Genomic DNA, 18,703 nt, shown 5'->3' with positions numbered 1-18,703 from the left:
CTCTCTCTCTCTTTGGTGACTCCGCGTGTGAGGCGGCTCACGGAATGGGCTGCACCAATCAACCATCATCCGGGAATAGTCGATCGCGTTGGTTTTCAATTCCAGAAGGAGGTTTTGCGATGGCTCCACGTCTGGCACTTTTCTCCCTCATTCTCGCCTTTGGCGTCTCTGTCGCGTTTGCGACGGTCACGACGGTTCGGCAGGTGCATCAGGAAAATGCATCCGTGATGGTGCACGCGGCGCACAGCTAGCACTGCTGCTTCTCGCGCTCACAGGAACATTCGGCGCAGCGGCGCGTAGGCGCTCCGAGGCATCGGCAGAGGCGAGAGGATAGCATGGCACATTCCGACCACGGCATCGTCAAGGACAAGCGCGCGGAGGATCAGCCGCGCGACAAGCAGCGTGCGCAGACGGTGCACAACACGAACCAAAACGGTTCGCCCTCGCGTGAGGCGACGCGCGACCCCGAGCTCAACGACGACAGCAAGACGCCGGGCTCAGGCATGACGCCCGACGATTCCGGCGCTGCGCCCAGCGGCTGAATCTGCGAGGAACGAATCTTCCTACGAGGAGTCGACAGTTTGCTTCCGGTGACATGCCCCCGGTGCTCCGGAAGCAACTCCAAGGACGGCCCTGGCACCCACCGTGCCGGGGTCGTTTGCTGTTGGAAGATCAGTCCTCGGAATCGTTGTTGCCCTGCACGTGCCCCTCGGGCCCGCGGCCGAACACGCCGAAATCGCTCGACTTGACGCCTGCTACGGCGTCGATGCCGGCAGCGGCCAGTCCAAGCTTGAGCAACTCGCGGACACCCGCCGCGCGGGTCGGCATGCGATGCTTGAAGCGGAAATCGTCGATGGCGGCCAGTTCTTCAGGCGAGAGCATGACCTGGAGGCGCTCGGCGCGAAGGTCGTTCATGGTCAATCACGCAATTTGAGCAGGTTGAGTAGTTTACTCAACGAACAAACTTGACGGGAGTTCCACAGGAGTCGCAAGACAAGCCAAATGAGTAAAAATACTCAGTAAAATCAATAAGTTATTATTGAAACGACTTGTGCGGTGGCGCATTCTCCTTGAAAGGGAGATTGGCCATGACAGAGGAAGTCAGGTTACCCCGCAAGCTTTCCGACGAGCCCGATGCGCAGAAACCAGTGCGTCCGAGCCACCAGAAGGTCATCGATCAGGTCGAGCGCTGGGCCAACAGCCCCGGCCTGCAACCTCCAAGGACAGATAATGCGGAAACGATCTGAACCCCACACATTCGAACAACGTCTGGCCGCGCAGAGGCTGCGGCTCGAGGACGAACTGTCGCGCTTGCCGGACGGTCATCGGCGCGACTCCGTCGTGGCCCGCATCGAACAGTTGCAGACTGCAGCCGAGATGCATGATTTCTTGATGCCGAGAGAGTCGGACGCAGCTGCACGCCAGCCTTGACGCGCGCAAGCTCGAGGCCAATGCGCGCAGCGTCACTTGCCAGGAACGATCGCCATCGCGTCCGGTTGATCTCCACACATTGCTGAGTGGAGAAGAAACATGTTGAATCAAGGCGAGCTGGATCGCAGCGAGATGGGCCGGCTGATCGGCAGCGATAAGGTCGAGGGAACGTCGGTCTACGGTGCCGATCGCAGCCGGATCGGCTCGATCGAACGCGTGATGATCGACAAGATGAGCGGCAAGGTGTCCTACGCCGTGCTCGGCTTCGGCGGATTTCTGGGCCTCGGCAACGATCACTATCCCCTGCCGTGGCAGTCGCTGAAATACGACACCGAACTCGGCGGCTATGTCACCGGGATCACCGCCAAGGCGCTGGAAGGTGCGCCGAAATATGGCGAGCGCAGTGACTGGAACTGGGGCGACGACGCCGCGATGCGCGGCATCAACGCCTACTACGGCGTTCCCTTCGCTTGAGCGTATCGCGAACAGTGGGAGATCTGATGAGCCAGGAAAAGCCAACCGACGATCCCCGGCATCAGAATGACTGGGGATCGCACGCCCAGACGGACAAGCCCTGGAAGGGCAATCCGGAGAAGGAACAGAAGCCGGGCGACAAAAAGCCCGACCTGGAGAAATGGCACGCGACCAAGACGCACTGACCGGGTGCGCGGGTCACCAAAGAAGCGCGGCACAAATGGTGTCGCGCTTCTTTCTTGCGCAACGCGTTCACGAATGACGGCGGTGCTCCCGCAACCCGGAACCATGCCGCAGGGCTGCGGTTGGGCTCCCGGCGTGCGCGCATGGCCAATTCCCGTTTGCGGCAGCCGGAAGTCCCGATCGAGGTGTTCGCCGTGGATGCTCAAACCCGGGAGCGTGGGCCGTCCGCGGAGCAGCCGCAGAGGGTGGAAGCTCCAAAGGAATCGCATGATCCCAAGCTCGAAACCAGGGATCAGTCCGGTAAGCCGGGCAAGACCCCGTCGCTGCGCGAGCGGCTAGCCGCGCATTGGCTGCTCGCGACCATCGGTGCCATCGTGCTGATCGCGATGCTGGTCGGCGGTCTGCTCTATTGGCGCGATGTCCGCCACTACGAATCCACCGACGACGCCTTCGTCGCCGCGCGCAGCTTCTCCGTGGCCTCGAAGGTCGGCGGTTACGTGACCGACATCCCTGTCACCGACAACCAGCATGTCGATGCCGGCGATCTCCTCGCCAAGATCGACGAGCGCGACTATCGCATCGCCGTCGATCAGGCGGCGGCGCAGGTCGAGGTCTCCAAGGCCAACATCGACAATGTCGAGGCGCAGATCGCTTCGCAGCGGGAGCAGATCAAGCAGGCCCAGGCGCAGCTCGAACAGGCGCAGGCCCAGCTCCAGTTCTCGCAGGAGGAGTTTGCGCGCGCCCAGGATCTGGTCGAGAAGGGCGCCGGCACCGTGCAGCGCCAGCAGCAGACCCGCTCCGATCTCCAGGCGCAGCAAGCCAACACAGAGCGCAGCAAGACTGCCGTGACTGCCGCGCAACTCGGCATCAAGACGCTGCAGGCCCAGCTCGAAGGCGCCAGGGCGCAACTTCAGCAGTCGCAGGCGCAGCTCGATCAGGCCAGGCTGAACCTGCAATACACCAACGTCGTCGCCGCGCAGTCCGGCCGCGTCGTCAAGCTCTCCGGCGCCAAGGGCACGTTCGTCACCGCCGGCCAGAGCCTGATGATGTTCGTGCCCGACGACGTCTGGGTCGTCGCCAACTACAAGGAGACCCAGCTCGCCGACATGCGGCCGGGACAGCCGGTCGAAATCCGCATCGATGCCTATCCGGGACGCAAGCTGACCGGTCACGTCGCTTCCGTGCAGCCGGGCTCCGGCACCGCCTTCAGCCTGCTGCCGGCGGAGAATGCCACCGGCAATTACGTCAAGGTGGTGCAGCGCGTGCCGGTGAAGATCGTGGTCGACAATTGGCCGTCCGATCTGCCCGTTGGTCCCGGCATGTCGGTCGTGCCCTGGACCAGGGTGCGATGACCGACGCCACGCAAGACGGCGCCTCTGCCGGGGGCTGGTCGCCCGAGCGGTCGGCGGCCGGCGGGCACAATCCCTACCTCATCGCCTTCGTGGTCTCGATCGCGACCTTCATGGAGGTGCTCGACACCACCATCGCCAACGTCGCACTGCGCCATATTGCCGGCGGGCTCGCGGTCGGCATCGACGAGAGCACCTACGTCATCACCAGCTATCTCGTCGCCAACGCCATCGTGCTGTCGATCTCGGGCTGGCTCTCGACGGTGATCGGCCGCAAGCGCTTCTACATGATGTGCGTTGCGATCTTCTCGGTCGCATCGCTCTTATGTGGCTTCGCCTGGAATCTCGAGGCGCTGGTGCTGTTCCGCATCATTCAGGGGCTCGGCGGCGGCGGCATGGCCACCAGCGAGCAGGCGATCCTCGCCGACTCCTTCCCTCCGCATAAGCGCGGACAGGCCTTTGCCATCTACGGCGTCGCCGTGGTCGTCGCGCCGGTGATCGGTCCGACGCTCGGCGGCTGGATCACCGACACCTACAGCTGGCATTGGGTGTTCCTGATCAACGTGCCGATGGGACTGCTCTCGCTGTTTCTTGTCGGCACGCTGGTCAAGGAGCCGTCGGGGGCGGAGGAGGAGAGGGAGAAGCTGCTGAGCAAGGGCCTGCGCGTGGATTATATCGGCTTCGCGCTGGTCGCGATCGGGCTCGGCTCGCTCGAATACGTGCTCGACGAAGGCCAGCGCAACGACTGGTTCGGCTCGAACATGATCGTCTTCTTCGCGGTGCTGTCGGCTGTGTCGCTGCTCGCCCTGATCCCGTGGGAGCTGACGCGCGAGGATCCGATCGTCGATCTCCGTCTGCTCGGCCGGCGGCAGTTCGGTGCCTGCTTCCTGGTGATGCTCGGTACCGGCGCAGTGCTGATCTCGACCACGCAGCTCTTGCCGCAACTGCTCCAGACCGAGCTGAACTACACGGCGCTCTTGGCCGGTCTCGCGCTGTCGCCCGGCGGCATTGCGACGCTGGTGCTGATGCCCGTGGTCGGCCGCCTCGTCAGCACGGTGCAGCCGAAATATCTCATCATGACGGGCGCAGCGATCGTCGCGCTGTCGATGTGGCATCTGACCGGGATCGATGGCGACATCACCTATGGCTACGCGGCGCTGTCGCGCATCTTCCTCGCACTCGGTCTGCCTTTCCTGTTCCTGCCGGTGACGACCGCCTCGTACGACGGCGTGCCGCCCGACAAGACCAACCAGGCTTCTGCGTTGATCAACGTCGCCCGCAACATCGGCGGCTCCATGGGCGTCGCGCTGGCGCAGACGGTTCTGGCGCAGCGCCAGCAATTCCACCAGAGCCGCCTGATCGAGCACGCCGCGCCGTCCGACCTCGGCTACCAGCAGACCATCGACGCGATGACGCGCTACTTCCAGGCCCAGGGCTCGAACGCCGGCGATGCCGCCTCGCAAGCGGTCGCCTGGGTCGGCCACACTTTGCAGCAGCAGGTCGACTTCCTCGCTTATATCGACGTGTTCTGGACGCTCGCGGTCATCGCGGTGCTGATGATTCCGACCGCGGCGGTGCTGCGCCCGATCGATCTCGGCGCGCCGGCGCGGGGGCATTAGGCAGCGTCGGCGCCTCGCCGACCCGGCCCCGCATGCACATGCACCTGTTTCGCATGCAGCGTCTCGCCGCATTCCGAGCACACCATCACCGGGTCGAACTGCTTGCCGCAGCTCTTGTGCTCATGCAGCAGCGGGCGGCCGCGCTCGTCGCCCATGTGAGTGTCGCCCCAATGCACCATCGCCATGATAACAGGATAGAGGTCGAGCCCCTTCTGCGTCAGGATATATTCGTAGCGCTTTGGCGCCTCGGAATAGGGCACGCGACGCAGGATGCCGAAACGCACGAGCTTCTTCAGCCGCTCCGACAGCAGGTGCCGCGTGATCTGGAGCGAGGACTGGAATGCCTCGAAGCGGCGCACGCGCAGGAAGCAATCGCGCAGGATCAGCAGCGTCCAGCGGTCGCCGACCACGGCGACGGTGCGCGAGAGCGAGCAGGGCTCTTCCTCCAACGTTTCCCACTTCATGATCCCGTCTCCGGCTTAAGTCTGAAAAAGGAACTGACTTGAACGATCAAAGATATTTCGAGCGAAGCCTAGCATTTCAGCCCGGTATTTGACAGTTCTATTTTAGAACTATAGCCTCCGTTCCAATCGGATGCTCTCACCGGAGGAGGCGACCTTGCCCAAGCGAAATGCGACCGCGGCCGTGATCGGGGCCGGCGATTTCATCGGCTCGGAAATTGCCAAGAAATTCGCGGCCGAGGGATTCACGGTCTTCGCCGGCCGTCGCAACGGCGACAAGCTCGCGCCGCTGGTGAAGGACATTGAATCCGCCGGCGGCGAGATCCATGCGCGTTCGCTGGACGCGCGCAAGGAGGAGGAAATCATTTCCTTCCTCAACGACGCCGACAAGCACGCTCCGCTGGAGGTCTGCATCTTCAATGTCGGCGCCAACGTCAATTTCCCGATCCTCGACACCACCGAGCGCGTGTTTCGCAAGGTCTGGGAGATGGCCTGCTACTCCGGCTTCCTCGCCGGGCGCGAGGCGGCGCGGCTGATGCTGCCGCGCGGCGGCGGCAACATCTTCTTCACCGGCGCGACCGCCTCCTTGCGCGGCGGCAGCGGCTTTGCCGCCTTCGCCAGCGCCAAGTTTGGCCTCCGCGCGGTGGCGCAGGCAATGGCGCGCGAGCTCGGGCCGAAGAATATCCACGTCGCCCATCTCATCATCGATTCCGGCGTCGACACCGAATGGGTGCGGCAGCGCCGGATCGAGGCGCTCGGGCCGAATGCGCTCGACAATCCCGACCTGCTGATGCCGCCGTCGGCCGTCGCCGATTCCTATTGGCGGCTCTATCAGCAGCCCAGGAGCGCCTGGACCTTCGAGATGGAGATCCGCCCGTTCGGCGAGAAATGGTGACCGCCGCGCATAAGTCCGGCTAGACTGATCCCAACACCAGGCAAAATTCCGGGAGGAGAACTTAAGTGAAGACCGCGATCACCGAACTGTTCGGCATCGAGCATCCCATCATCCAGGGCGGCATGCATTTCGTCGGCTTTGCCGAGCTGGCCGCCGCCGTCTCCAATGCCGGCGGGCTCGGCATCATCACCGGCCTGACGCAGAAGACGCCGGAATTGCTCGCCAAGGAGATCGCGCGCTGCCATGACATGACCGACAAGCCGTTCGGCGTGAACCTCACCTTCCTGCCGACCTTTTCGGCGCCGCCTTATCCGGAATACATCGCGGCCATCGTCGAGGGCGGCATCAAGGCGGTGGAGACCGCGGGCCGCAGTCCGGAGCAATACATGCCGGCGCTGAAGGCCGCCGGCATCAAGGTGATCCACAAATGCACTTCGGTCCGCCACTCGCTGAAGGCCGAGCGCATCGGCTGCGACGCTGTCAGCGTCGACGGCTTCGAATGCGGCGGCCATCCCGGCGAGGACGACATCCCGAACATGATCCTGCTGCCGCGCGCGGCGGAGGAGCTGAAAATCCCGTTCGTGGCGTCCGGCGGCATGGCCGACGGGCGCAGCCTCGTCGCGGCCCTGTCGCTGGGGGCGGCCGGCATGAACATGGGCACGCGCTTCATCGCGACCAAGGAAGCGCCGGTCCATCAGAACGTGAAGAACGCGCTGGTCGCGGCCACCGAGCTCGACACCCGCCTGATCATGCGGGCCCTGCGCAACACCGAGCGCGTGCTGAAGAACGCCAATGTCGACCGCCTGCTCGAAATCGAGCACGCCAAGGGCGACAAGCTCACGATCGACGACATCCACGACCAGGTCGCTGGCGTCTATCCCAAGGTCATGCTGGACGGCCAGATGGATGCCGGTGCCTGGAGTTGCGGCATGGTCGCTGGTCTCATCCACGACATCCCCTCCTGCAAGGAACTCGTCGACCGCATCATGAGCGAGGCGGAACAAATCATCCGCAGCCGACTTATGGGGTTCCTGGATGGGACCGGTGCGACACGAAAGGTCGCCTGACACCGCCAAACTTCTTAACCACTGTTACAATTGACCGCTGGAATTGCGCGCGACGCCTCCTAAATAGGGGTAAATTACCTCTTAACAATCAATTTCAGGAGGCGTCCGTGGTCCTGAAAAGCGTTCCTTTCGCGGTTGCCATTGCGGTCGCGCTTGCAGTGGGCGGTATCGCGCGCGCTGACGACTACAAGCCCGACGAATATCTCGGTCTCGATCTCTCCAAGGCTGTCCTGTCGCCGAAGCGGCTCGGGCCGGAGACGCAGTTCGCGCCGATCGCGATGGAGGCGAAGGGCGGCAACGAGGCGCAGGCCCGTGCCGAGCCGATCGACGTGCCGAAGAAGGTCGCGGCCGAACGCGTGCACGTGTCGGAGCCGAAGGTCGCTCGGGCGAAGAGTCAGCCGCGTGGCGCAGCCCGCACCAGGCTCGCGCATCGCCACGGCAATCCGCTCGACGCGCAGGCGATGGACACCCGCATCCAGACCTGGCCGTGCCGCTCCGGCGGCATCTGCAATTGGAAGCACTAGGCGCGTCGTTGTTTCCTGACCTCACCTCGCGTGCGGGAGAGGGGAACACTTAACCCGATCTTGATTGGCCGCTGCGTGCGCGGCGCGCTATAGTGGCTGCTCCCGCCACCTCTTTTCCATCACCGTAGAGTCTGCTCACGCGGCATCGCCGCGCGCATCCGGCGGGCTGAAATGCCTCAGGGAGCCTGTTCAATGGACAATCTGAAAACACAGGGCATCAGCATGCCCAAGCTCGGTCTTGGCACCTTCCGCATGCAGGGCGATGCCTGCCGTGCCGCGGTCGAGAGCGCGCTGTCGATCGGCTATCGCCACATCGACACCGCCGAAATGTATGCCAACGAGGAAGCGATCGGCGCCGCGCTCGCCGCTAGCTCCGTGCCGCGTGGCGAACTGCACGTCACGACGAAGGTCTGGCACGAGAATTTGGCGCCGGACGCAATCCGCCGCGCCTTCGATGCCAGCCTGAACAAGCTCGGGCTCGACCACGTCGATCTCTATCTCGTGCATTGGCCGTCGAGATCGGGAAACTGGGGCGCGGTGTTCGAGACCTTGATGAAGCTGAAGGAGGAGGGACGCACGCGGGCGATTGGCGTCGCCAATTTCACCACGGCGCTGCTCAAGGTCGCGGTCGAGGACGTCAAGGCGCCCATCGCCTGCAACCAGATCGAGTATCATGCGATGCTGGATCAATCGAAAGTGCTGGCCTATCTCAAGGCAAAGTCGATCCCGCTGGTCGCCTATTGCCCGCTGGCGCAGGGACGGTTCGCCTCGGACCCGGTGCTTGGCGAGATCGGCGCCAAGCACAACGCGAGCGCAGCGCAGGTCGCGCTGAAATGGCTGCTCGACCAGGACGGCGTCGCCGCGATCCCGAAGGCATCGCGCCGCGACAGTCAGCAGGCCAATCTGGATGCGCTGAAGATCGTGCTGGATGATGCCGACCGCAAGAAGATCGCGGCACTGCCGAAGGACAGGCGTTGCGTCAATCCGGGCTTTGCACCGGCCTGGGATTAGGGCCTGCACTCATAAAGGCGCTGATGTCGGCTTTCGGGCGCAAGCAGAAATGCCATGCTTCATCAGAGCATCGCTGCTTGTGAACCCTTTGCCAACGTTTACGCTTCTGATCAAAGCCGATCCTCTAAACATGTTGGGTGTGACAAATGTCACATAATCCCTGCTTGCCTTGCGGCAGTCTGTGCGTAGGCTGCGCACATATTGCCGGGGACTGGAATGGGCGCTTTTCGTTGGTTTCTTTTCATCGTTTCCATCTGGCTGTTGTGTGGTTCGGCCCACGCCGAGCGTCGCATCGCGCTGGTGATGGGCAACTCGGCCTACAAGAACGTGGGGAAGCTCTCGAACCCTGCGAATGATGCCGCGCTGGTCGGGGGCATGTTCAAGAAGGCGGGGTTCGATTGGGTTGACATCAGGACGGACCTCAAGGCTTCCGAGATGCGGAAAGCGCTCCGCGATTTCGGCGGGCGAGCGCGAGATGCTGAGGTAGCCGTCATCTACTATGCCGGTCACGGCATTGAACTGGATGGAACCAACTACCTTATCCCGACCGACGCGGCTCTGGAAACCGACAGCGACGTTCTCGATGAGGCCGTGGGACTCGACCGGGCGCTGTTCGCCGTCGAGCCTGCAAAACAACTTCGACTCATCATTCTGGACGCCTGCCGCGACAATCCGTTCGCCAAGACCATGAAGCGGACCGTTGCTGCTCGTGCCATCGGGCGCGGCCTCGCCAAGGTTGAGCCGACCAGCCCCAACACGATGATTGCGTTCGCAGCGAAGGCAGGGTCTACGGCTTCGGATGGTGATTCGAAGGACAGTCCATTCGCCCTAGCACTTGTGGAGCGCCTGCCAACGCCCGGTCTCGACCTGCGCAAGGCGTTCGGGTTTGTCCGAGACGATGTGTTGAAGAACACCAGCTATCAGCAAGAACCGTATGTGTACGGCTCGCTTGGCGGTGATGATGTGGCGTTGGTGGCCGCGAAACCGGCACCGGCTGGCCTTCAAGCAAGTCCCCAAGATGCCGTTCGCAAAGACTACGAGCTTGCCCTACAACTCGGCACCCGCGATGGTTGGACAGCATTCCTCAGCCAGTATAGCGAGGGTTTCTATTCCAATCTTGCCAAGGGGCAACTCAACAAAATAGCGGCGGAGGAAGCCCGCACAACCGCGACCGAGAAGGCGCGGCAGGCCGAAGATGAGAAGGCCCGACTCATCGCCGACCGCGCAAAGAAGACCGAACAGGACAAAGCCGCCGCCGCAGCGAAGGCTGCTGAGGATGCGCGGCTCGCCGCTGAGAAGGCCAAGCAAGTCGAGGAAGCGAAGGCCGCCGCTGCCGAACAGCGCCGCAAGGAGATTGAGGCCGCTGTTGCCAAGGCTCTGGCTGATAGGCAGGTGGCAGAGAAGAAGGGCGGCTCCGATGCCGACCAGAAGGTTGCTGCCCTCCCGTCGCCTGCACCCTCGCCTGAACCTGCGCAGTCGCCGCAAGAACTCGCCAAGTCGGTGCAGTCCGAACTTCGCCGCGTCGGCTGTCTTGCCGATGCGGACAGCGGCGAGTGGAGTGCCAAGTCACAGCGCTCCCTGACCCTGTTCAACAAGTATGCCGGAACGAAGCTCAACACGGCGCTTGCAAGCTCCGACGCGTTGGACGCCATCAAGGCTCGGCCAAGCCGGGTCTGCCCGCTCGTCTGTGATCATGGTTTCAGGGCCGATGGAGATACCTGTGTGAAGATCGCTTGTCGCGCTGGCTATCGTGTCAACGACGACAACGAGTGCGAGAAGGTGCAGGACAAGAAGCCGGTTGCAACACGCGAGGACACTAAGAAGCGCGACGACGAGAGGAAGAAAGTCGAGGCCGCGCCCGCGAAACCGCAGGCCACCGGCCAGATGTATTGCAGCAGTGCGGGCTGCCGTCCCGTAAGGCCCGGATGCCGGTTAGTGCCCTATCAACGGTTCAAGCACGGAACGAATAGCACTGGTGAAGCGCAGGAGGAGTGCAATTGATTCAACCCTCCAAGTCTTGAGAAACAGATGCAACGGCATGGGATCGCATCGCAGCGTCAAGGATCAACCGGCGCAGGGATTACGAGAAAGCCCGTGACATTGAAGCAATGTGGAGACGTGCGTCCCTCATGGTGGCGGCGATCAGCAGCCGGTCACCGCTCCGCAGCAGCCACCCTCAACGTCGTCGCAGCCTGTTGAACCATCTCAGTCCCCGCCAGCACCGCAGCCGACGCCGCGAAGGTAGCTGTAGCGATGTCAGTTCATGGCCCGTCAGCGACATTGCCGAGCGCTTCGTTGAGGTCCGCTCAGTGCGGCAAGGCGGACCAGATTTGCTCAACCTGAGTTCTTCGCACTTTGACTCAAAGCTGACATCCGACGTCGTCCTAATTGGGCTGGTCGAGCATTCCAGCGTATGATCAAATGCCCTCCCGGATGAGACAATTTTCGGACGGGTCGAATGAGACGGCGGGACTTCATCGCAGGCTGTTTCGCCGGTTCAGTTGCGTTGTCTGGTGTCTCCAGAGCGCAGCCGCCGGGACAAAGGCGGATCGCGATTGTTGCACCTTCCCGCTCGATTGAAAATTTGAGGACAAATTCTTACCATCGGGCCTTCCTCGATGAGCTTGCGCGTCTGGGATTTGCTGAAGGGCAGAATCTTGTCATTGAGCGCTATTCGGGAGGCGGCGATATGGATCGCTATCCCGACTTGGCCAGAACCGTCGTAAGCTCCAATCCAGAAGCAATCCTGACATCAGCCGGTCCCATGACCCTCGCTCTCAGGGCTGCAACACAGAGCATTCCAATAGTCACCATCATAGGCGATCCCGTAGTCTGGGGGCTTGCGGCAAGTCTCGCGCGACCGGGAGGCAACGTTACCGGCGTAACCGTCGACGCCGGGATAGAGCTTCATGGAAAACGTCTAGGCCTTCTTCGAGAGATAAAGCCTAATGGTTCGCGAGTGGCCTATCTTTCCTCTTCGTCGGCTTGGAATCAACCTCAAGCCGCTATGGTTCGAGACGCAGCACTATTATCCAACGTGTCGCTTTCACATGCAGACCTCGGAAGCAATCTGGATGATACGGCCTATCAAACTGCGTTCGCCTCAACCGACTGGACCAAGGTTGATATGCTACTGGTCTCAGACGAGCCGGAACACTTGTCCCACGCCAAGACACTGGTCGATCTGGCGGCCCGTGGTCGCCTCCCTGCCTGCTACCCGTTTCACGATCTCGTCGTAGCCGGAGGATTGATGGCCTATTATCGCGATTTGCCTGACGCGTTTCGGCAGATGGCGGGTCAGATGGCGCAGATATTATCAGGCCAGAACCCCGCCGAAATTCCATTCCGGCAACCGACCGCCTTCCGTCTGTCCCTCAACAACAGAGCGGCGCAGCGGATTGGCGTCACGCTGCCGCAGACATTGCTCGTCAGCGCGAACGAGGTGATCGAATAAGTCGCATTGCTGGGTCCGGATTTGGCCCATAGCCGAAGTAGATCGACGTCCGCTGTTCGGCCGCTATTGGAGGCGCAGCGGACGTAGCGGATTGATGAGCACATGACCTCGTCGTCTCAGCCTATTCGAACGCACAGAAAATGGCCCCGCGAGGGGCCATTTCCAGTTTGCGTTGCGCATTAGTCCCAGTGACGATGACTGCGCTTGATCACCACGACGCGGTCGTGATGGCGCCAGCCGCGATGCCAGCCATGGTCGCGATGCTCGCGGAATTCGGCGCGGGCGCCGTACGGGCCGTGATGGCCGTGCTTGACGATCACAGTCTCAGCACTTGCCAGCGTCGGCGCCGCAACCGCGAGCGCACCCAGAGCGGCAACGACATAACCAAGCTTCTTCATGATGTCCTCCTCCAATCGAATGCAGATTTAAACCGCGCACTCGCGTGAACGTTCCGGGGGAACGGGAAGAGAATTCTGAATGGATGTTCAGGGTCGAATTGATCGTTAATCGCAGCGTTGCTGAAGCGGCGTCGGTGCGCCGGTCTTGACGTATTTGCCGTCCTTGATCGTGTACTCGCCGCGCTCGCTGCGATTGTAGATCGCGCGCAGGCTGCCATCCTTCGCAAGCAGCAATCCGAATTCGCGCGTCTGATGCAGCGACGGGAAGAACACCATCAGATTAAGAAGGCCTTCGGCGTTGACCGTGGCGGACACCACCTCGTTCTCGTCCCTGGCGTCGCCGAAATTGCGCCGGTACATCACCCGGCCATCCCCGCGGATTTCGTAAGTGAGCAGGGCGCCCTTGTCGCGGTCGGGCCTGGCCGCGCAGTCGACCGCCCATGAGCCGAGCAGGCCCCATTGCTCGACCGTCGCCGCGAGCGTCTCGGCATGCGCGAAGGGCGCGAACGCAATCCAAAGCACCGCCGCCGCGATCCAGCGGCTCGAACAACGCGTCATATCCTGAAAGGCCCCGCCTCGAACAAGTCCAAAGTCTAGCACCCCGCGCGGGATCGTCCACGCTCGCCCCTATTCGCCCGCGAATTTGATCCGCGTCAATGAGGCCGTGGCCGTCGGGGGTAGGATGGCGCTCCCGAAGGCGAACGTGGTGAGAGCGATGCTGAACCAAGTGATGGATTTCGCGGGCGAGGTGCTGCCGGGAAGCTGCGCCGTGCCGCCTTATTCCGAGACCGCATTTCTGGCCGAGCTGGGCGAGCGCCTGAAATCCTCGCGCGCCCGCTGCGAGCTGTCGCGCCGGGAGCTGGCCCGTCGCTCCGGGATTTCGGAGCGCTACATCGCCCAGATCGAGGCCGGCAAGGGCAACGTGTCGATCGTGCTGCTGCTGCGGCTGGCCTCCGCGATCCATGGCAGCCGGCCCCAGGCGGCCTGACACGCCGAGGTGACCGCCATGGGCCAGCTCGTACTCGCGGCCAAGGTCACCCATGTGCCTTCCTTGATGCTGTCGGAGACGCCTGACAGCCCGTTGCGCGCCGCGCGAGAGCCGGCGGTCATGTCCCTGCGCGAGCTCGGGCGGCGGGCAAGAGAGCGCGGCGTCACCAGCTTCGTGGTATTCGACACCCACTGGCTTTCCAATTTCGGCTACCACATCAATGCCAATGAGCGGCATCGCGGCGCGTTCACCAGCCACGAAGCGCCGCAGATGATCCAGGATCTGCGCTACGATCTGCCGGGTGATACGAACCTTGCCAGGTCCATCGCGGGCAGGGCGCTCGACGCGGATCTCAACGTCACCGCGCACCAGGTCGCGAGCCTCGGGCTGGAGTACGGCACGATCGTGCCGATGCATTACATGAACCCGGATGGCTTCGCGAAGGTGGTCTCGGTCGCCTCGCCGCTGTTCACCTCGTTCGAGGAAAGCCGGCTTCTCGGCGAAGCAACCCGCCGCGCCATCGACGAATCAGGGGAGCGCGTCGCGATCCTCGCCAGCGGTTCGCTCTCGCATCGGCTCTGGCCCAACAGGAAGCTGGGGCCCGACGCATGGACGTCGATCGCCAGCGAGTTCAACCGCCAGGTCGATCTGCGCGTGCTGGAGCTGTGGCAGGCCCGCCGCTATCGCGAGTTTCTCGACATGCTTCCGGACTATGCCACCAAGTGCAATGGTGAAGGCGGCATGGCGGATACGATCATGCTGTTCGCCGCGCTCGGCTGGTACGACTATCGCGGGGCGGCCGAACAGCTCTGTGATTATTTCCCATCCTCGGGCAGCGGTCAGGTCAACGTGGAATTCCACGTTGACATGTGAGGTGTCGACACGTGAGGCGTTGGCGTCAGGCCCGCTTCTCGACATTGGCGCTGCGGGCGGGCACGCCGAACTCCTTGCGGCAGACTTCGGCGAGCACGGCGACGCCCTCGCGGATCTGCTGATGGGAGGGGCTCGCAAAGCACAGCCGCAGGCGCGAGCCTGAGTGGCCCTTGTTGGTCGACCATTCCGGCCCCGGATTGATCGAGACCCCGGCGGCAAGCGCAGCCTGATAGAGCTTCAGCGTATCGACCTGGTCGGGCAGCTTGACCCACAGGAAGATGCCGCCTTTGGGCTCCTCGAATTCGGCCGCGGTGCCGAATTGCTCGTTGAGGGCTTCCATCAGCGTGTCGAGCTTGGTGCGCAGCGCCTTGGTCAGCGCCGGCACGTGGCTTGCGAAATGCGGCTTGCAATAGGTGGCCAGCACCATCTGCTCCAGCGCGCCGGAGCCGGCGTCGGTCTTGAGTGCCAGCATCCGCGACATCACGTCCCAGGGCGCCACGATGAAGCCGACGCGCAGCGCGGGCGCGATCGACTTCGAGAACGAGCCGATATGGATCACGCCGCCATTCTGGCTCATCGCGTAAATCGCTCGCGGGCGCTCTCCCGACCAGACGAGGTCGGCATAGCAATCGTCCTCGAAGACAGGCACGCCGTACTCGGCCGACAGCCGCAGCAGTTCGGTGCGGCGCGTCTCCGGCATGATGCTGCCGGTCGGATTCTGCACGGTCGGAATGGTGTAGATGTATTTCGGCCTGACACCGCGGCCCTTCAGGTCGGCGAGCGTGGAGGCGAGCGCATCCATCCGGATGCCGTCGTGGTCGAGGGGAACGCCGACGGTGTTGACGCCCAGCCGTGTCAGCCGCTGCAGCGCTCCCTGATAGGTCTCCTGTTCGACGATCACGGTGTCGCCGCGCGTCAGCAACGTGTTGTTGACGAGGTCGAGCGCCTGGAGCGAGCCGGAGACGATCATGAGATCGTCGACCGTGCAGCTGATGCCGGCATCGCGCTTCAGTTTCGTCACCAGGAATTCGCGCAGGGGCACGTAACCCTGGGGGCCATGCGCCAGCCCGTAGGTGGCGAGCGACCGGCCCTCGCGCCGCAGCGCCTGGTTGGCGGCCTCGATCAACTCGTCGAGCGGCACCTGCTCGGAATCGTTGTTGCCGCCGACGAAGCTGTATCTGGCAAGGCCCGTCCAGCGCGCAGAAGGGGCCGGCAGCCCTGCCGGAAACAGGGGTGCGAAATCGAAGCTGGACGTCATGGGAGCGTTCCTCGTTGTTCTTATTTGAGCGTTGTTTTTATTGGGCGGCCGGCCTGGCGCCGACCGGGCGCTGTGATTTCGATGATGTCATCATGCCAGTGTTTTGCCCGACGCGTCAAACAAAATTCGTAAAATCCGCATCCTCGTCGTGCATGCGGGCAAGGCCTTGATTTTACCGGCGCGGCTACTGTGCATGGGGTTGTTTTCGTGGTTTCGATTCGAGGTCCCGGCAGCGCTTGCTCGAAACGGCGGCGGCTCTACTTCCTGCCCACCGTCCTGGTCGGACGACCCTGGCTGATGAAAGCGTAATGCGCATTGGCGACGCCGCCAACCATCAAGGCCTCGACCGCAGGCTCGGCGATCTCGCTCGCAGCGGCCCAGTCGACGATGAAATTGGCACCCGTTCCGCCGCGCACGTCGTCGGTCGGAATGAAGATCGAGATGGTCGCGAGCGGCTTCACGGCGACCGGCGCCTTCAGATAACTTTCGACCTGCTTGCCGGCGGTGTCGAAATAGGCGATGCGCCGGACCACCAGCGCTTGCGTCTCCGAGGCATTGTGGACGCTCAGCGTCACCGAAAAATCGACCCGCAGCTTGCCCTGGCTCATCGCGACGCTGGAATAGGCCGGCACATAGAAGCCGCCGGAGACGGCGAGTTCCTCCTTCGGCATCGCTTGAAGGGAATCGGCGAAGGTCTGTTCGAGATTCACCTTGGGCTGCGCGAAAGCTGGTCCGGCGACGGCGAGGGGGCATAGCAGCATTGCAGCGGCGAGGCCTGCCCGCATGTGACGAATTGCTCGCTTGCCGCGCCGCACTCGGTCTCTAGGGTGCGGCAAAACGGACCGATCTGGCATGCACGAGCTCATTCGCGACATCACTCTTTGTATCCTGTTTGCCTGGATGCTGGGGCTAGCAGCCCATTTCTCCCGGCAACCGCTGATCCTGGCCTACCTTATCGCCGGCTTCTGCATAGGTCCATTCGGTGCCGGCTGGGTCAAGTCGCAGGAATCGATCAGCGTCATCTCCGAGCTCGGGCTGATCTTCATGCTGTTCATGATCGGGCTCGAGATCGACCTGAAGAAGATCGTGCGGGCCGGCAAGGTGATCCTGTTTGCGGCCGGCGGCCAGCTCATCGGCGGCTGCCTGCTCGGCATCCTGCTCTTCGCCGGGCTGGGCTTGTCGCTCGGCGGCGGCCATTTCGATGCGCTCTATCTCTGCATTGCCTGCGCGCTCTCCTCGACCGTGATCATCGTCAAGGTGCTCTACGAGAAGCGCGAGCTCGACACCTTGCCCGGCCGCATCACGCTCGGCGTGCTGGTGCTCCAGGACATCTTCGCCATCCTGTTCCTGGCGGTGCAGCCGAGCCTTGCCAATCTGCAAGTCGGCGTCATCCTGCTCTCCATTGGCCGGGTCGCGGTGCTGGTCGCGGCCGCGCTGCTGGTCAGCCGCTACGTGCTGCCGCGCCTGTTCCACCAAATCGCCCGCCGGCCCGAGCTGATCCTGCTCGGCGCTCTGGCCTGGTGCTTTCTCGTCGCCGAGACCGCCGAGCAGCTTTCGCTGTCGCGCGAGATGGGCGCGCTGATCGCCGGCGTCTCGCTCTCGACCTTTCCTTACGCGCTCGACGTCACCGCCAAAGTCACGACGCTCCGCGACTTCTTCATCACGCTGTTCTTCGTGGCGCTGGGCATGACCATTCCGGTGCCCGGCCTCTCGGTGATCGGGCTGGCGCTGATGATCGCCGCCTTCACCGTGGTGAGCCGCCTCGTCACCACCTTCACGCCGCTCTATCTGATGAAGCAGGGTCTGCGCGCGAGCCTGCTGCCGGCGATCAATCTGGCGCAGATATCCGAGTTCTCGCTGGTGGTGATCCAGACCGGCGTCGCCGACAATCACATTGCAGCCGAGACGGCGAACGCGGCCTCGTTCGCCTTCGTGGTGCTGGCCGTGCTCTCGACCTTCGTCATGACCCGCAGCGACGAGATCACCCGCTGGGCCATCGGACCGCTCAAGCGGATCGGCCTGCGCGATCTCGACCACGGCAACGGCCACACTGAGGAGGGGCACGAGGGCGGCCACGGCGAAGCGCGCCGCATCGTCATACTCGGCTTTTTCCGTGCGGCGAGCGCGCTGCTCGCCGAGATCGAACGGCAGGCCCCGGTGCTGCTGGAGCAGATCACGGTGGTCGACTTCAACCCCAATGTGTACCAGACCCTGCTTTCGCGCGGCCTGCACGTGATCTATGGCGACATCAGCAACGTCGATACGCTGCTCCATGCCGGGATCGGCAAATCCGAGATGATCATCCTCAGCGTGCCGGACGCACTGTTGAAGGGCGCCAGCAACGAGAAGCTGGTCCGCCACGTCCGCACCCTCAACCCGAATGCCCTGATCGTGGCCACCGCCGATCTGCTGTCCGACGTCGGCGAGCTCTATGCGGCCGGCGCCAGCTACGTCACCGTGACCCGGCTCAGCGACGCTCATGAGTTGTTTACGGTGATCGAGGCTGCCCAGGCCGGCTTGCTGGCCGACAAGCGCGCCGAGATCGACCAGCGGCTGAGCGAGCGATGCGAAGTACTGCCCTGATCGCCGGGGGCGGTCTCCCGCCCGGGACTGGTGCGCCTATATCGCTGGTATGTTCGGTGCAAGCCTGAAAGCCTGCCTGGAGCGGCCTCCAGGCATATGCGGTTGCATCCAGGACACTAGCGCTTGGGTCCAAGT

22 protein-coding genes are annotated in these 18,703 nt (G+C 63.1%); 16 read left to right on the top strand and 6 right to left on the bottom strand.

Translation table 11 applies throughout. The annotated features are described in order from the left end of the window. Positions 1-119 precede the first annotated feature (119 nt). Together QY049_RS35865 and QY049_RS35860 are read left to right on the top strand one after the other, a co-directional pair. Complete coding sequence (locus QY049_RS35865; protein ID WP_256442397.1) at positions 120-251, top strand: hypothetical protein; 132 nt, start codon at positions 120-122, stop codon at positions 249-251. 84 nt (positions 252-335) lie between these two features. Continuing rightward, positions 336-542 carry a hypothetical protein gene (locus QY049_RS35860; protein WP_258762748.1) on the top strand — a complete coding sequence of 69 codons (207 nt, stop codon included), beginning with the start codon at positions 336-338 and terminating at the stop codon, positions 540-542. Between the two features lie 130 nt (positions 543-672). On the opposite strand, the gene QY049_RS35855 is transcribed toward QY049_RS35860, so the two are convergent. Beyond that, positions 673-915 (bottom strand): hypothetical protein, encoded by a 243-nt coding sequence (locus QY049_RS35855; RefSeq protein ID WP_194477206.1) that lies wholly within the window; start codon positions 913-915, stop codon positions 673-675. 173 nt (positions 916-1,088) lie between these two features. On the opposite strand from QY049_RS35855, the gene QY049_RS35850 reads away from it, so the two are divergent. The 5 genes from QY049_RS35850 (at position 1,089) to QY049_RS35830 (ending at position 5,056) form a co-directional block, all read left to right on the top strand. Beyond that, positions 1,089-1,247 (top strand): hypothetical protein, encoded by a 159-nt coding sequence (locus QY049_RS35850; protein WP_258762747.1) that lies wholly within the window; start codon positions 1,089-1,091, stop codon positions 1,245-1,247. Positions 1,248-1,530: 283 nt separating this feature from the next. Further along, positions 1,531-1,905 carry a PRC-barrel domain-containing protein gene (locus QY049_RS35845; RefSeq protein WP_194477204.1) on the top strand — a complete coding sequence of 125 codons (375 nt, stop codon included), beginning with the start codon at positions 1,531-1,533 and terminating at the stop codon, positions 1,903-1,905. Positions 1,906-1,931: 26 nt separating this feature from the next. Beyond that, positions 1,932-2,090: a hypothetical protein gene (locus QY049_RS35840; protein WP_194477203.1), complete on the top strand. Its 159-nt coding sequence runs from the start codon at positions 1,932-1,934 to the stop codon at positions 2,088-2,090. A 192-nt stretch (positions 2,091-2,282) separates the two neighbouring features. Then, positions 2,283-3,440: an HlyD family secretion protein gene (locus tag QY049_RS35835; RefSeq protein ID WP_301270509.1), complete on the top strand. Its 1,158-nt coding sequence runs from the start codon at positions 2,283-2,285 to the stop codon at positions 3,438-3,440. Further along, positions 3,437-5,056: a DHA2 family efflux MFS transporter permease subunit gene (locus tag QY049_RS35830; protein ID WP_258762745.1), complete on the top strand. Its 1,620-nt coding sequence runs from the start codon at positions 3,437-3,439 to the stop codon at positions 5,054-5,056. The genes QY049_RS35835 and QY049_RS35830 overlap by 4 nt, the downstream gene beginning before the upstream one ends. Here QY049_RS35830 and QY049_RS35825 read toward each other — a convergent pair. Beyond that, on the bottom strand, positions 5,053-5,520 hold the full coding sequence (locus QY049_RS35825) for a helix-turn-helix domain-containing protein (RefSeq protein WP_258762744.1): 468 nt from the start codon (positions 5,518-5,520) through the stop codon (positions 5,053-5,055). The two genes, QY049_RS35830 and QY049_RS35825, sit on opposite strands and share 4 nt — an antisense overlap. 154 nt (positions 5,521-5,674) lie before the next feature. Between QY049_RS35825 and QY049_RS35820 the strand changes: the two genes are divergently transcribed. The 6 genes from QY049_RS35820 (at position 5,675) to QY049_RS35795 (ending at position 12,468) form a co-directional block, all read left to right on the top strand. Next, complete coding sequence (locus QY049_RS35820) at positions 5,675-6,412, top strand: SDR family oxidoreductase (protein ID WP_258762743.1); 738 nt, start codon at positions 5,675-5,677, stop codon at positions 6,410-6,412. A gap of 65 nt (positions 6,413-6,477) precedes the next feature. After that, entirely contained in the window at positions 6,478-7,479 is a 1,002-nt protein-coding gene (locus tag QY049_RS35815; protein ID WP_258762742.1) for a nitronate monooxygenase family protein, read from the top strand. A gap of 107 nt (positions 7,480-7,586) precedes the next feature. Further along, the gene (locus QY049_RS35810; RefSeq protein WP_258762740.1) at positions 7,587-8,003 is read left to right on the top strand and encodes a hypothetical protein; all 417 of its coding nucleotides are present in this window, start codon (positions 7,587-7,589) and stop codon (positions 8,001-8,003) included. A gap of 192 nt (positions 8,004-8,195) precedes the next feature. Next, positions 8,196-9,014 carry an aldo/keto reductase gene (locus tag QY049_RS35805; protein ID WP_258762739.1) on the top strand — a complete coding sequence of 273 codons (819 nt, stop codon included), beginning with the start codon at positions 8,196-8,198 and terminating at the stop codon, positions 9,012-9,014. A gap of 216 nt (positions 9,015-9,230) precedes the next feature. Continuing rightward, positions 9,231-11,015, top strand: coding sequence for a caspase family protein (locus tag QY049_RS35800; protein WP_258762738.1), 1,785 nt, complete (start codon positions 9,231-9,233; stop codon positions 11,013-11,015). A 457-nt stretch (positions 11,016-11,472) separates the two neighbouring features. Then, entirely contained in the window at positions 11,473-12,468 is a 996-nt protein-coding gene (locus QY049_RS35795; RefSeq protein ID WP_194477194.1) for an ABC transporter substrate-binding protein, read from the top strand. A 179-nt stretch (positions 12,469-12,647) separates the two neighbouring features. On the opposite strand, the gene QY049_RS35790 is transcribed toward QY049_RS35795, so the two are convergent. Next, positions 12,648-12,866, bottom strand: a complete 219-nt coding sequence (locus QY049_RS35790) for a hypothetical protein (RefSeq protein WP_194477193.1) — start codon at positions 12,864-12,866, stop codon at positions 12,648-12,650. Between the two features lie 105 nt (positions 12,867-12,971). Then, the gene (locus QY049_RS35785) at positions 12,972-13,424 is read right to left on the bottom strand and encodes a hypothetical protein (protein ID WP_258762737.1); all 453 of its coding nucleotides are present in this window, start codon (positions 13,422-13,424) and stop codon (positions 12,972-12,974) included. 157 nt (positions 13,425-13,581) lie between these two features. Here QY049_RS35785 and QY049_RS35780 point away from each other — a divergent pair, with 157 nt between their 5' ends. Together QY049_RS35780 and hpaD are read left to right on the top strand one after the other, a co-directional pair. Beyond that, positions 13,582-13,854, top strand: coding sequence for a helix-turn-helix domain-containing protein (locus tag QY049_RS35780; protein WP_258762736.1), 273 nt, complete (start codon positions 13,582-13,584; stop codon positions 13,852-13,854). 18 nt (positions 13,855-13,872) lie between these two features. After that, entirely contained in the window at positions 13,873-14,727 is an 855-nt protein-coding gene (gene hpaD / locus QY049_RS35775; RefSeq protein WP_258762735.1) for a 3,4-dihydroxyphenylacetate 2,3-dioxygenase, read from the top strand. 25 nt (positions 14,728-14,752) lie between these two features. On the opposite strand, the gene QY049_RS35770 is transcribed toward hpaD, so the two are convergent. Further along, a complete protein-coding gene (locus QY049_RS35770) occupies positions 14,753-15,985 on the bottom strand; it encodes a PLP-dependent aminotransferase family protein (protein WP_258762734.1) in 1,233 nt (410 codons plus the stop codon). A 257-nt stretch (positions 15,986-16,242) separates the two neighbouring features. Beyond that, entirely contained in the window at positions 16,243-16,770 is a 528-nt protein-coding gene (locus QY049_RS35765) for a DUF3124 domain-containing protein (protein WP_258762733.1), read from the bottom strand. Between the two features lie 67 nt (positions 16,771-16,837). Between QY049_RS35765 and QY049_RS35760 the strand changes: the two genes are divergently transcribed. Next, positions 16,838-18,568 (top strand): cation:proton antiporter, encoded by a 1,731-nt coding sequence (locus tag QY049_RS35760; protein ID WP_258762731.1) that lies wholly within the window; start codon positions 16,838-16,840, stop codon positions 18,566-18,568. Positions 18,569-18,703: the final 135 nt, after the last annotated feature.

The sequence above is a fragment of the Bradyrhizobium sp. WYCCWR 13022 genome (assembly GCF_030435535.1).
GTDB lineage: Bacteria > Pseudomonadota > Alphaproteobacteria > Rhizobiales > Xanthobacteraceae > Bradyrhizobium.
Note: the sequence above shows the minus strand (reverse complement) of the source record. Positions and strands in the feature narration are given on the sequence as shown.

Coding starts and splice junctions, on each gene's coding strand:
- QY049_RS35865 (WP_256442397.1), top strand. CDS start 120: ATGGCTCCACGTCTGGCACTTTTCTCCCTCATTCTCGCCTTTGGCGTC.
- QY049_RS35860 (WP_258762748.1), top strand. CDS start 336: ATGGCACATTCCGACCACGGCATCGTCAAGGACAAGCGCGCGGAGGAT.
- QY049_RS35855 (WP_194477206.1), bottom strand. CDS start 915: ATGAACGACCTTCGCGCCGAGCGCCTCCAGGTCATGCTCTCGCCTGAA.
- QY049_RS35850 (WP_258762747.1), top strand. CDS start 1,089: ATGACAGAGGAAGTCAGGTTACCCCGCAAGCTTTCCGACGAGCCCGAT.
- QY049_RS35845 (WP_194477204.1), top strand. CDS start 1,531: ATGTTGAATCAAGGCGAGCTGGATCGCAGCGAGATGGGCCGGCTGATC.
- QY049_RS35840 (WP_194477203.1), top strand. CDS start 1,932: ATGAGCCAGGAAAAGCCAACCGACGATCCCCGGCATCAGAATGACTGG.
- QY049_RS35830 (WP_258762745.1), top strand. CDS start 3,437: ATGACCGACGCCACGCAAGACGGCGCCTCTGCCGGGGGCTGGTCGCCC.
- QY049_RS35825 (WP_258762744.1), bottom strand. CDS start 5,520: ATGAAGTGGGAAACGTTGGAGGAAGAGCCCTGCTCGCTCTCGCGCACC.
- QY049_RS35805 (WP_258762739.1), top strand. CDS start 8,196: ATGGACAATCTGAAAACACAGGGCATCAGCATGCCCAAGCTCGGTCTT.
- QY049_RS35800 (WP_258762738.1), top strand. CDS start 9,231: ATGGGCGCTTTTCGTTGGTTTCTTTTCATCGTTTCCATCTGGCTGTTG.
- QY049_RS35795 (WP_194477194.1), top strand. CDS start 11,473: ATGAGACGGCGGGACTTCATCGCAGGCTGTTTCGCCGGTTCAGTTGCG.
- QY049_RS35790 (WP_194477193.1), bottom strand. CDS start 12,866: ATGAAGAAGCTTGGTTATGTCGTTGCCGCTCTGGGTGCGCTCGCGGTT.
- QY049_RS35785 (WP_258762737.1), bottom strand. CDS start 13,424: ATGACGCGTTGTTCGAGCCGCTGGATCGCGGCGGCGGTGCTTTGGATT.
- QY049_RS35780 (WP_258762736.1), top strand. CDS start 13,582: ATGCTGAACCAAGTGATGGATTTCGCGGGCGAGGTGCTGCCGGGAAGC.
- hpaD (WP_258762735.1), top strand. CDS start 13,873: ATGGGCCAGCTCGTACTCGCGGCCAAGGTCACCCATGTGCCTTCCTTG.
- QY049_RS35770 (WP_258762734.1), bottom strand. CDS start 15,985: ATGACGTCCAGCTTCGATTTCGCACCCCTGTTTCCGGCAGGGCTGCCG.
- QY049_RS35765 (WP_258762733.1), bottom strand. CDS start 16,770: ATGCGGGCAGGCCTCGCCGCTGCAATGCTGCTATGCCCCCTCGCCGTC.
- QY049_RS35760 (WP_258762731.1), top strand. CDS start 16,838: ATGCACGAGCTCATTCGCGACATCACTCTTTGTATCCTGTTTGCCTGG.